At 44.8% G+C, this 12,244-nt stretch carries 13 protein-coding genes; 9 read left to right on the top strand and 4 right to left on the bottom strand.

Annotated features, from left to right (window positions below; all coding sequences use genetic code 11):
- The coding region (locus VIP81_RS04650; RefSeq protein ID WP_331957311.1) for a response regulator at positions 1 to 268 on the bottom strand (268 nt) is incomplete at its 3' end.
- A gap of 87 nt (positions 269 to 355) precedes the next feature.
- Entirely contained in the window at positions 356 to 1,795 is a 1,440-nt protein-coding gene (locus VIP81_RS04645) for a sensor histidine kinase (protein WP_331957310.1), read from the bottom strand.
- Positions 1,796 to 2,108: 313 nt separating this feature from the next.
- Between VIP81_RS04645 and VIP81_RS04640 the strand changes: the two genes are divergently transcribed.
- The 4 genes from VIP81_RS04640 to VIP81_RS04625 all read left to right on the top strand — a co-directional run bounded on the left by VIP81_RS04640 (position 2,109) and on the right by VIP81_RS04625 (position 4,923).
- Positions 2,109 to 2,339, top strand: coding sequence for a hypothetical protein (locus VIP81_RS04640; protein WP_331957309.1), 231 nt, complete (start codon positions 2,109 to 2,111; stop codon positions 2,337 to 2,339).
- Between the two features lie 29 nt (positions 2,340 to 2,368).
- Positions 2,369 to 2,923 carry a ferritin-like domain-containing protein gene (locus VIP81_RS04635; RefSeq protein WP_331957308.1) on the top strand — a complete coding sequence of 185 codons (555 nt, stop codon included), beginning with the start codon at positions 2,369 to 2,371 and terminating at the stop codon, positions 2,921 to 2,923.
- A gap of 82 nt (positions 2,924 to 3,005) precedes the next feature.
- Entirely contained in the window at positions 3,006 to 3,872 is an 867-nt protein-coding gene (locus tag VIP81_RS04630) for an SDR family oxidoreductase (RefSeq protein ID WP_331957307.1), read from the top strand.
- A gap of 22 nt (positions 3,873 to 3,894) precedes the next feature.
- Complete coding sequence (locus VIP81_RS04625) at positions 3,895 to 4,923, top strand: DNA topoisomerase IB (RefSeq protein ID WP_331957306.1); 1,029 nt, start codon at positions 3,895 to 3,897, stop codon at positions 4,921 to 4,923.
- A gap of 29 nt (positions 4,924 to 4,952) precedes the next feature.
- Here VIP81_RS04625 and VIP81_RS04620 read toward each other — a convergent pair whose 3' ends face one another.
- Positions 4,953 to 5,300, bottom strand: coding sequence for a hypothetical protein (locus VIP81_RS04620; protein ID WP_331957305.1), 348 nt, complete (start codon positions 5,298 to 5,300; stop codon positions 4,953 to 4,955).
- A gap of 108 nt (positions 5,301 to 5,408) precedes the next feature.
- Between VIP81_RS04620 and VIP81_RS04615 the strand changes: the two genes are divergently transcribed.
- Genes VIP81_RS04615 through VIP81_RS04595 form a run of 5 tightly spaced genes read left to right on the top strand, consistent with a single transcriptional unit; the run spans position 5,409 to position 10,593 of the window.
- Positions 5,409 to 6,191, top strand: a complete 783-nt coding sequence (locus tag VIP81_RS04615) for a Ku protein (RefSeq protein ID WP_331957304.1) — start codon at positions 5,409 to 5,411, stop codon at positions 6,189 to 6,191.
- Complete coding sequence (gene ligD, locus VIP81_RS04610) at positions 6,188 to 7,795, top strand: non-homologous end-joining DNA ligase (RefSeq protein ID WP_331957303.1); 1,608 nt, start codon at positions 6,188 to 6,190, stop codon at positions 7,793 to 7,795. The genes VIP81_RS04615 and ligD (VIP81_RS04610) overlap by 4 nt, the downstream gene beginning before the upstream one ends.
- Before the next feature lie 2 nt (positions 7,796 to 7,797).
- A complete protein-coding gene (gene ligD, locus VIP81_RS04605; protein WP_331957302.1) occupies positions 7,798 to 8,733 on the top strand; it encodes a non-homologous end-joining DNA ligase in 936 nt (311 codons plus the stop codon).
- Between the two features lie 26 nt (positions 8,734 to 8,759).
- Positions 8,760 to 9,227 carry a hypothetical protein gene (locus VIP81_RS04600; RefSeq protein ID WP_331957301.1) on the top strand — a complete coding sequence of 156 codons (468 nt, stop codon included), beginning with the start codon at positions 8,760 to 8,762 and terminating at the stop codon, positions 9,225 to 9,227.
- Positions 9,228 to 9,249: 22 nt separating this feature from the next.
- The gene (locus VIP81_RS04595) at positions 9,250 to 10,593 is read left to right on the top strand and encodes a sigma-54 dependent transcriptional regulator (RefSeq protein ID WP_331957300.1); all 1,344 of its coding nucleotides are present in this window, start codon (positions 9,250 to 9,252) and stop codon (positions 10,591 to 10,593) included.
- Here VIP81_RS04595 and chrA read toward each other — a convergent pair.
- A complete protein-coding gene (gene chrA, locus VIP81_RS04590; protein ID WP_331957299.1) occupies positions 10,588 to 11,748 on the bottom strand; it encodes a chromate efflux transporter in 1,161 nt (386 codons plus the stop codon). The two genes, VIP81_RS04595 and chrA, sit on opposite strands and share 6 nt — an antisense overlap.
- Between the last annotated feature and the right edge of the window lie 496 nt (positions 11,749 to 12,244).

The raw sequence follows: 12,244 nt of genomic DNA, 5'->3' as shown, positions 1-12,244 counted from the left end.
TGGCTTCCTGGTCAATATTGTAGTCGCCTTTACCCGTGAGCATAATTACGGGCAGCTGATTGGGCATTTGCTGAATACGGTGCAAAATATCTATACCGGTATTCGGGCCCAGACGATAATCTACCAGGAAAACATCATGCGTATTATTTTCAAGTGCAGCAATACCCTTCTGGTAAGTAGATGCCCATTCCAGGATATACTGCCCGGGCGATATGTCATGCAACAATTCTGTTACGAGAAAGAAATCATCTTCGTCATCATCAATCATTAAAATGTTTATTGGACGCTCGCTCATTGCTTAATATTAGTTGTTGGGCAAAGAAAAATCACAGCAATAAAGGTGCTAGGCTTTTAATCAGTCTTCATGCTCACCTTTTTTAGGCTTTTGCTTCAGGGGTAATATGATAATAAACGTAGCCCCTTTGTTGGGCTCTCCATAAGCCTGTATATAGCCATTATGGCTATCCACAATTTTTTTGCAGATAGCTAATCCTATTCCCGTCCCTGAATATTCGCTGATACCATGCAGGCGTTGAAAGATAAGGAAGATACGCTCTGCGTATGCCTGATCAAAACCAATTCCGTTATCATCCACACTGATACGGCAAAAAGCCTCGTTCCCCCGGCTTTCCTTCGCTACACCTAATTCTCTACCGGTCAGGATCTGATGATGGATATTTATACTCAGCGGCCGTTCCGGACTGGCAAATTTGATGGAGTTGGCCAGCAGGTTCTGAAAGAGCTGGTGGAAAGAAGTATCACTACCTTCGATCACAGGTAGCTGATCATATTTTACCTCTACATTTTTTTCCTCCAGCGTTACTTCCAGGTCACTGAGTACTTCCTGCAACAGCAAATTCATATCTACAGGCATAATGCTTTCCTGCATAATGCGGCCCGCCCTTGAAAATATAAGCAGATCGTTGATCAGTACCCGCATCCGTGAAACCGCCGAAACCATGCGGTCTATCAACTGTGTGGCATCCGGGGGGAGCTGCTCCTTATATTTCATCTGTAGCCGGTCACTGAAAGTAGATATTTTTCGCAATGGTTCCTGAAGATCATGCGAGGCCACATAGGCAAACTGCTCCAGTTCCTGGTTGGTTTTATTCAGCAGGGAAATGTTTTGCTGCAAGTCCCGCTGGTAAGACTTCATCCGGCTTTCTATATGAAGCTGTAATTTAAATTCTCTCGTTAGCGTAATATAAGAATAGATGCCTATCAAAATAGCCACCAGAGAAGAAATGAAGATCATCGGTACCCACATTACCGCAAAGAAATGAAATAACTCTGTTTTTTCCTGCACCAGGTTCTCTTCAATCCGGATCATGTCCCGCACCTTATTGTCGATGATATCCATCCACTTTTCCCCTTCTTTTACAGACGATAGCGGGTTCAGTTGCGACGACTTTTCTCCACCTACTTTGAGCAGCTGATATTTAATAGCCAGCAATTGCCGCAAGGTATCCAGATGCCGTTGTTGTACCGGATTATCGGCGGTGATTTTTCGCAGCAGGAGGTATTCCATTTCAATCCGGTTGCTGCGTTCCTGCATGCTGGGGTCCAGAAAGGAGCTGTCTTTGGTAAGACTATACCCCCTGATGGCGGCTTCGGCCTCTTTTAGCTGACGGGTAATCACTTCCAGCCTTTTGGACACTTCTATCGCGTGATTAAGTCTGCCGGCATTGTCCAGCAGGTTCTTAGCTACCAGGTAAGAGAACACCGAAGCAGCTACGATCACCGTGAATGCAATAAAAAATCCTAGTCGTATTTTCTTGTGTACTGAAAAATGCATCTGATTAATGGGATGTTGAGAAAGCATTTCAAGTTACTATTTATGTCTGAAATTTGACAGTAAAAAATGTAGTTTTTCCCGGAATGTCTTTCTGAGCAACATATTCCACAGAATGCCATTTAATTCTACATGCCTTGCGAACACTACAGGATCTGATCATGTACACTGTTACCGTAGAGATAGAGATGCCTTGTAACCGTTGCTGGTGGGTAGTTTTAGGGAGATGTGTCACACATGGTGGGCACCGGGTCACCGTCATTGGAATGAACTTTGGATAACTAACAATAGTTCTTTACCCATAAAAAATTAAGTTATGAATAACCCGGATAAAAATAAACAGCCTATCCCTGATCCTCCTGCTCCAGACAAACAACAACCTGGAAAGGAAGATCCGGTACCGGTACAACCACCACCAGATAAACCTGAAATAGAGCCGATTCCCGAAGAGCTGCCGGAAAGGGACAATCCCCGGAAACCTGCAGATCCGCAAGCCGGAGAAGAAAAGGAACAAGCTTTTAAAAGACAAACACCTGGTAATCATTAACCATTCTTTACACTAAAAACACGCTCACAATGCCTACTACAAAATCAGCCGCCAATGGCGCCGCAAAAAAAGCCGGCAGCGAAAAAATGTCAGGTTCAAAATTTCATGAACTTTTTATAGACGAATTGAAAGACATTTATTGGGCAGAAAAAACGCTGGTGAAAACACTGCCTAAAATGCAGAAAGCTGCTACTTCAGAAGAATTATCTACCTGCATCGGTAATCACCTGGAAGAAACAAAAAATCATGTAGCAAGACTGGAACAGGTATTTGAATTGTTAGGAAGAAAAGCACAGGCAAAAAAATGCGAAGCCATGGAAGGGCTGATTGCAGAAGGACAGGAGGTCGTGGCAGATACAGAAGAAGATACCGCGGTTAGAGATGCCGGTATCATCATTGCTTCCCAGAAAATTGAGCACTACGAAATATCTGCCTATGGCAGTTTACGCACACTGGCCAATATCATGGGGCATAAAGAAGTGGCGAAATTACTGGAGCAAACATTAAAAGAAGAAAAAAATGCTGACAGCCTGCTCACAGAAGTAGCTGAATCTACCGTGAATGAGGCAGCTGCAGCCATGTAGCTAGTGGAAGATTCTATAATTGTTAAATGGAAAAACTGCAAAAGGTCCCTGTTATTGCAGGGGCCTTTTTTAATTGACTTTTATGCAAAAAACAAATACTAAGAAAACAGTAAGGCCAGCCCGGAAACAACATGTACAACCCGGACTGGAGGGAAAAATGAATCCCTTGCCTGTATTTGAAAAAGCAGGTGCAAAAAAGGGAAAGTTGCATAATAAAGTAGCGCTGATCACGGGCGGCGACAGCGGCATTGGCCGTGCTGTGGCAGTAGCCTTTGCCCGGGAAGGTGCAGATGTGGCCATTGCCTATTTTAATGAGCATACAGATGCTGAAATTACGAGTGAACACATTACGCTTGCTGGTAGGAAATGTATGCTCATTGCCGGTGATATCAGCAATGAAAAGCATTGTACAGATATTATTAAACAGGTAATAAAGAATTTTAAAAAGATAGATATACTGGTTAATAATGCTGCGGTACAATATCCGCAAAAGGGAATTGAAGATATCTCCGCCGAACAACTGCACAAAACATTTGAAACCAATATTTACCCGCATTTTTACCTCACAAAGGCAATACTACCACACTTGTCCAAAGGCAGTAGTATTATCTGTACTACCTCTGTCACGGCTTACCGCGGGAGTAGCCACCTGATCGATTATAGCGCCACCAAAGGAGCTATCGTTTCTTTTGTCAGATCACTCTCGGCCTCGCTCGCAGAAAAAGGGATTCGTGTAAACGGCGTTGCTCCCGGCCCCATCTGGACGCCATTGATACCGGCTACTTTTACGCCTGAAGAAGTAGCCACCTTTGGTACAGATGTGCCTTTAAAGCGTGCAGGCCAGCCCGTGGAAGTAGCCCCCTGCTATGTATTCCTGGCCAGCGACGATGCCAGTTATTTCACCGGACAAATCCTGCATCCCAATGGAGGGGAAATCATAAATGGTTAGTATTGATCAGATAACAGACCCCGTGGCAGTAGCCAAATCGGCCAAACTACGCTACGTAAAAGCCGATATGCCGGGTTATACCCGCATACGGAAAGGCAAAGATTTTATTTATCAGGATGGTAATGGCACTACTGTAAAAGATACCGAAGTGCTGGCCCGTATCCGCGGGTTAGTGCTGCCTCCTGCCTGGGAACAGGTATGGATTTGCCCCTGGCCCAATGGCCACCTGCAGGCCACCGGCGTAGATACCAAAGGCCGCAAGCAATATCGCTATCATACCCTCTGGGGCAAGGCCCGCAACGAAACAAAATATTATCGCCTCAGGCAGTTTGCTGAAAAATTACCCGACATACGGAAACGGATACACGCAGATTTGAAACGCCCGTCTCTCGATAAAGAGAAGGTCATTGCCATTGCATTGTCTGTGATGGAAGAAACCCTCATCCGCGTTGGAAATGCTTCCTATGAAAGGTTATACGGCTCACACGGACTAACCACCCTGCGCGATAAACATGTAAAAATAAATGGCAGCAAAGCCTTTTTTCAGTTTCGTGGCAAAAAGGGAGTGGAACATAAAATCGAACTCCGGGACGCCACCCTGGCAAAACTGCTCAAAAAAGTACAGGATGTTCCGGGACAGGTGCTCTTTCAATACTACGATGAAAACGGTGATCACAAAGGACTCGATTCCGGAGAGGTAAACGATTATATCAAAGAATGCTGTTCGGAAACTGAATTTACCTGTAAGGACTTTCGTACCTGGGCTGGCACCGTAAACGCATTAAATCTGCTCGCTGATCTTACCCCCTTCGTATCCATAACGGAATGCCGCAGAAATATTGTAGCAATAATAGACGGTGTGGCGGGCAAACTGGGGAATACCCGCGCCGTGTGTAAGAAATATTACATTCATCCGCAGCTCCTCGAGAGCTATGAAAAAGGAGCACTGGAACCCTGGCTGCAACAACTGCGTGCTAAACGCAGTAAACCCGCCAGTGGCGGGTTACATGCGGATGAAAAAGTACTGTTGCAATTCCTTGAAAATGCCTGACTGTGCTTCCGTAAAATAGCGTAGATGGATTAGGCAAATATGAGCTGTTCCTCCCTGTCTTCGACTTTAATCTTCTGAATGAATTCATCAAATCCAGCCTCTTCGTGCGAACTGTAAGCGCCGTAAGCGTCCAGTACGTAGCCTTTCTGCCCGTCTTTGTCTTCCAGTACATACAGGATAGAGGAATCTGAAGGGTCCGACTCTCCTTCAAAACGATAGGTTTTAATGATAGTCAGGTCTTCCGGATTATAAATCTTTTGCGCATCCTTATTCTGTAACCGGCCATGATCACTCATGTTTAGTTCATGATCAAAGCCTCTCTCATGCAGTTTTTCCAGCACTCTTGATAAAGTTGTCATTTCACCTGGCTTTTCCATAAAAAAGGGTTTTAGTTGAAATGTCAAAAACCAAAAGTTATGCCGCGATGTTTTATCATAGTGGTACTATTTGTGTTAACTTTTTATTAATACCAAAACTATTACATCATGCGTGCAATATGGTCAGGATCTATAGGATTTGGACTGGTAAACATTCCAGTGAAACTATTTAGCGCTACTCAGGACAGTCGTCTGGATCTGGATATGCTCGACAGCAAAGATCTCGCACATATCAAATTTAAGCGGGTCAATGAAACCTCCGGGAAAGAAGTCCCCTGGGAACAAATTGTGAAAGGATACCTCTATAAGGATGAATATGTGGTACTGGAAGACGAAGACTTCGAAGCCGCCAGCCCAAAGAAAAGCAAGATCATAGAAATCGAATCCTTTGTAGAAGAAACAGATATAGATGACATCTATTTTGAATCCGCTTATTTTATTGAGCCTGCAAAAGGAGGAGAAAAAGCCTACTCCCTATTGTTGCAATCTCTTGAAAAAACAGGTAAAGCAGGCTTGAGTCGCTTTGTGCTCCGCTCCCAGGAACATTTGTCCGTGATACGCCCCCGGGAAAACTACCTCCTGTTGCAGCAACTTCGCTTTGAAGAAGAAGTGAGATCTTCCGAAGAACTCAACCTGCCGCATGACTTCAAATTTGCCAAAAGAGAGCTGGATATGGCCCTGGAGCTGGTAAAACAGTATACCGCCAAATTTGATATCAAACAGTATAAAGATGAGTATAAGGCAGAGCTGCTAAAAATTATCAAAGCCAAAGCCAGTGGTAAGAAAACAGTGGTGAAAAAGATGCGGGTAGTACATACCAAGAGCGATGACCTCTTTGATCAGTTAAAGGCCAGTCTCGGAAAACCGGCAGCTAAAAAGCGTGCATCATGACCCTGTCTAAATACAAACAAAAAAGAAACTTCTCCGAAACCACGGAACCCACGGCTGGTAAGGCAGTGCAGGGAAAGCATGTTTTCGTGGTGCAACGCCACCACGCCTCCCGTTTGCATTACGACTTCAGACTGGAAGTAGATGGTGTACTTAAAAGCTGGGCGGTACCCAAAGGACCTTCCATGAATCCGGCAGATAAAAGACTAGCCATGGCAGTGGAAGATCATCCCTATGATTATAAAGATTTTGAAGGCACCATTCCTGCCGGTAATTACGGCGCCGGTACTGTATACATCTGGGATAAAGGCACCTTTGAGCTGATGAATCCTAATGGCAGCAGCTTCGATAAGGAAGCCCTCAAAGAATTAAAATCAGGCGACCTGAAAATAGTCATGAAAGGGAAAAAACTCAAAGGTGAGTTTGCCCTCGTGAAAATGAAAGGCCAGGAAGATAACGCCTGGCTGCTCATTAAACACAAAGACAAATACGCCGTAGCATCGTATAACAGTGAAGACTATACGCCGGAAAAAGTAAAGGCACAGGGATTAAAAGAAAAAGCCACAGCGAAGCAGTTGGCAAAAAAAAAACCGGTAGTGCAGGTACGCTCCTCCGGGGAAGCAGCTCCATCTCCCGAAAAAAAAAGTAAGGCTGCTGCTAAAAAAACAGCCATCAAAAAAGTATACAAGCCCATGCTGGCAACGCTTGTCAGCGACGCCTTTGATGGAGCCGAATGGCTATTCGAAACAAAGTGGGATGGCTATCGCGCTATTGCGAGTGTAGCAAATAATAAAGTGGCGTTGTACTCCCGGAATGAGAAATCATTTTTGAATGATTATCCTCCGGTAGTGGCTGCCGTGGAGAAAATTTCGCATAATGTGGTACTGGACGGAGAGATTATTGTATTGGATAAAAAAGGCAGATCAGACTTTCAGGCACTGCAAAATTACAAGACCACGGGTAAAGGCAACCTGGTATACGTGGTGTTTGATTTGCTACACCTGAACGGTTATGAGCTCCAGCAACTTACGCTGCTGGAGCGAAAAAGTTTATTGAAAGACCTTGTCGATGACCTCGATGATAAAACCATCCGTTTCTCTGCGCATGTATTGAAAAATGGATTACGTTTCTTTAAAAAAGCACAGGAAAAAGAGTGGGAGGGGATCATCGCCAAAAAGACAGCTGGCATTTATGAAGAAGGCAGAAGGGGAATGTCATGGCTGAAAGTAAAGATTATTAATGAGCAGGAGGCATTGATTTGTGGCTATACCGCTCCCCGTGGCAGCAGAAAAAAAATAGGGGCCCTCGTCTTGGGTATGTATGAAGGCAAAAAACTGCGATATATCGGGCATTGTGGCGGAGGCTTGAATGAAGCCACCATAGCAGATCTCCACGCCCGGCTGCAGCCACTAATCTCCCAAACGTCGCCATTCGGAGAAAAAGTAGCTACCAATATGCCGGTAACCTGGGTAAAGCCAACGCTGGTATGCCAGGTGAAATTCCAGGAATGGACCGGCGACGGACATTTAAGACAACCCATCTTCCTGGGATTACGGGATGATAAACCAGCGAAGGATGTACATCCGGAGAAAGCTAAAAAAATTTAACCATGGCAACACCTGAAAACGACCGCACACTGACATTAAATAGTAAAAAAGTAATACTGACCAATCAGTCAAAGTTGTACTGGCCCGACGAAAAAATCACTAAAGGTCAATTGATCGACTATTACCTGTCAATATCCAAATACATTTTGCCACACCTGAAAGATCGGCCATTATCCTTGCATCGTTTTCCCAACGGGGTCAACGGGCCTTCTTTTTACCAAAAAGACCTGGACCTCACACAAACGCCTGCGTGGATCAAGAGCGTGCCGCTGCTGGCCGATTCTACCGGAAAAAATGTAGATTACCTGGTGTGTAATAACGAAGCTACACTTGCCTATATGGTGAACCTGGGTTGTATAGAAATAAATCCCTGGCTCTCCAGACTGAACACCCTGGACAATCCCGATTTCATTATACTGGACCTCGACCCGGAAAATATCGATTTTAAATATGTAGTGGAAACTGCCCAACATATCAAAGCCCTGTTGGATGGTTTTGGCATTACTTCTTTCTGCAAAACTTCCGGTTCTACCGGCTTACATATTTATATTCCTACAGGAACGGCCAAAGTGAGTTACGACAGCAGCCGCCTCTTTGCGGAATATATTGCACGCCAGGTGAATGAAGAATTGCCTAAAAGCACCAGTGTAGTCAGGGCAAAAGCGGCGAGAAATAAGAAAGTATACATCGATTTTTTGCAGAACAGCCGCGGACAAACGGTGGCGTCACCGTATTCTGCCCGTCCGAAACCCGGTGCTACCGTATCTATGCCGCTGTTATGGAAAGAAGTGACGGAAAAATTAAGTATCAGTGATTTTAATATATTTAACTCACTGAAAAGGCTAAACGAAAAAGGGGATTTGTGGCACGATATTAAAAGCGTTAAAAATGACTTACGGAAAGCAATACGTGAAATAGAAAGCACTGTAAAAGCGTAATCATTTTTTCATTTAAAAAGATTGTTATGGAAAAGCCTTCTCAGTCAGGAAAATTTCTTCCCATGTACGGGTATGGACTGGCCCTTATTTCAATTGTGTTTACTATTATTTTTTATGTCACCAAACAATATGGTAATCTGTGGATGGGATACGTGGGAAATATCATCATGTTTATAGGAGTATTAGGATCTATCATTCATTATAATAAAGTGCGCCATGACAAAGGATCTGCTATGTCGGCTTTTGCGATGGGGTGGCGCACCACTTTACTGGCCACGATCATTTATGCCGTATTCATGATCATTTTTCATTTTGTGGCCGGAGGTAACCCGTCTCATTCACTGCAGGAACAGGATACGGTGAAAGATAATTTCTGGATCTATTTTCTTGGCAACATTATTTTCGTGAATCTGTTTGTTGGCGTAGTCGCCGCATTACTGGGAGCAATGGTATTTAAATCCAATCAGAAAACCACCTTACCCAACGAGCCATAGGAACTATTATCTTTGCAGGGATATGTCTAAAGGCCACATTTTAATTATCGACGATGAGGACCAGCTCCGGAAGCTTTTAAGCCGCCTGCTGGCCCTCGAAGGATATACCCTTCATGAAGCACCCAATGTAAGGGCTGCCATGAAGATCCTGGAAAAGGAAGAAATACATGTTATTCTTTCTGATGTAAAACTACCGGATGGTAATGGGGTAGAACTTGTGGGCAGTATACGCACCAGGTACCCCGAAATTGAGACGATTGTGCTCACGGCATATGGTAACATCGCCGATGGGGTACAGGCCATTAAAAACGGCGCATTTGACTATATCACCAAAGGCGATGATAACAACCGTATCCTGCCGTTGGTGAGTAAGGCCATGGACAAAGCCCACCTGCAGGTTCGCATCCGCGATCTGGAAAAGAAAATAGGCGGTAAATATAACTTTGGTAATATTTTGGGAGAATCACCCGAAATACGTGCTGCTATTGCTTTGGCCGAGAAAGTAGCGCCATCAGACATGACAGTGTTGTTACTGGGGGAAACCGGCGCGGGTAAGGAAGTTTTTGCCCAGGCCATTCACCAGGGAAGCTTACGCCGTCAGCAACCTTTTGTGGCTGTGAATTGCAGCGCCATCGGTAAAGAGATCCTGGAGAGTGAATTGTTTGGACACGTAGCAGGTGCTTTCACCGGCGCTGTAAAAGATAAAAAAGGATTTTTCGAAGAAGCCCGCGGAGGCACCATCTTCCTGGATGAAATAGGGGAAATGGCCATAGAATTACAGGCCAAACTGCTGCGGGTATTGGAAACACAGGAGTTTTACAAAGTAGGGGAGTCCAAACCAACAAAAACAGATGTGCGCATAATTGCAGCTACTAACCGGCTGCTGGAACAGGAAATCGCTGCCGGGCATTTTCGCGCCGATCTGTACTATCGTTTATCTGCTTTCCAGATATCGCTGCCATCCCTCAATGAACGGCGTAAAGATATCCCACTGCTGGCCAGCTGGTTTCTGCAGCAGATTGCTCCCAAAATGAATAAACGTATCACGGCTATCACCCCCGCTTTCCTGCAAGCATTACAGCAACATAGCTGGAAGGGAAATATCCGCGAATTGCGCAATGTAATTGAAAGAGCCGCCATTCTAACGGATACGGATATATTGGATACACCGGTATTACCACTGGATTTTCAGCAGGGAAACAGTGAAGAACATGCTTCCCTGCGCCTGGCCGATATGGAAAAGAAACATATTATCCGGGTGCTGGCACATGCCAAAGGCAACAAAACAAAGGCGGCAGAGCTGATGGAAATCGGCCTTACCACCCTGTATAATAAGATCAAAGAATATAATATCATCGCATCATAACAACCAGCCCAGTAACAGGCACGCCAGTACGATAAAAGGGGAAGGCACCTTTGTAAGGCATAATAATGCCAGCGTACTGGCCATAATCAGCAGGTTATACCAATTGATGGGGATCACAAAGAACAGGATCATGGTAGCCGCCCACATAATCCCTACCACTACGGCATTAATGCCTTCCAACGCACGGTATATCACCACATATTTTTTCAGGTTGTTCCATATCGGGAAGAAGAATAATACCAATAGTAAGCTGGGTAAGAAAATAGCAATCGGCGCCAGTATACAGCCCAGAAACTGATACCCCATACCCAGGTTGCGCATGGCCATACCGCCTACATAAGCGGAGATGGAAAAAGTAGGACCCGGAAGCGCCCGCATAATACCAGCCCCGGTAAGTAGCTCTTCTGCAGAAAGAAATTGAGATTTGGCGCGGGTTACATACTGCTCCAGCATCATCGCAATGAGGATATCCCCGCCTCCGAATACCAGGCTACCGAAACGGTAGAAGTTTTCAAATAAGTTAAAAGGCCGCCTGGTGATCCATTCGTGAGAACGGGCCAGCTCGGAAAAGAAACCTGCCAGCATAAACAGGGATACAAACAGCCAGATATTACCCCATTGTATTTTTCGTGGCTTTTCCGCCACGCCGGGGATACGTTTGTTACTGAAATTGGACACTATGCCCCCTAATATAATCAGGGCCGGAAATGTCCACGGTGATTTAAGATAAAAGGCAGTGAACATAGACACCACCATGATGGCAAAGGTGGCCACATTGTTAATACTGATACGGAAAGCCCTGATACCGCCGTAAGCCAGAAAGCCCACGGCCATTGGCTGTACATATTTGAAGATATCTGTATTGAGCGCGTTTTTGCCGAAATACTGCAATAGGAAACTCAGCGAGCCCATAATCAGGCAGGCCGGCGTTATCCAAATCAACAGGGTAATAATGGCCAATATAGCACCACCCCGTTTATAGCCTATCAAGGTAAGGGTTTGGGAAGATGACGCCCCCGGTAGCAACTGGCAGAAAGCATTGTATTCCATCAGTTCCTGCTCGGTTACGTCCTTGCGTTGCTGCACAAATGTTTTCATCATCATCGCCAGATGACCTTGCGGCCCTCCGTAGGCGGTGATGCTATGTAATAGCACAGCTTTTAAGAAAGGAATATGACGTAGAAGCACAGTGAATTTAAGTGAATTCCGATTGGACGAATTTATAAGGTAATCAAATATCCGGACAAAATACAACGATGTTGCTAATATTGATCCTGCCCTAAATTAATAAAGGCACAATACTTGTAATATCGGTACTCGTTATAACGAATATGGCCTTTTGTCCGTTGTGATCAGTTTTGTTACTAGATAGGTTAATCACCCACCAACATGGAAGAATGTTCGGATCTAAAGAATAACCATATTGAGAAAACCATTAAGGAATGACTTGCTTATACGCAGGATATTTGTAAAGTCCCGGAAAAATAGTTTCCCGGGACTTCGCTATGAATAGCCTTATTTCTTTAACCCTATTTCACGTAAACGCTCATCCAGGTACTCACCGGCGGTAATAGGCTCATAAGCCAGCGGATTGGCGGCGGTGACGCAGCTCTCCAAACAATCCAGTTTCATATTTGATTTGGGATGCAGG

It is taken from the genome of Chitinophaga sp. (genome assembly GCF_036566945.1).
GTDB lineage: Bacteria > Bacteroidota > Bacteroidia > Chitinophagales > Chitinophagaceae > Chitinophaga.
Note: the sequence above shows the minus strand (reverse complement) of the source record. Positions and strands in the feature narration are given on the sequence as shown.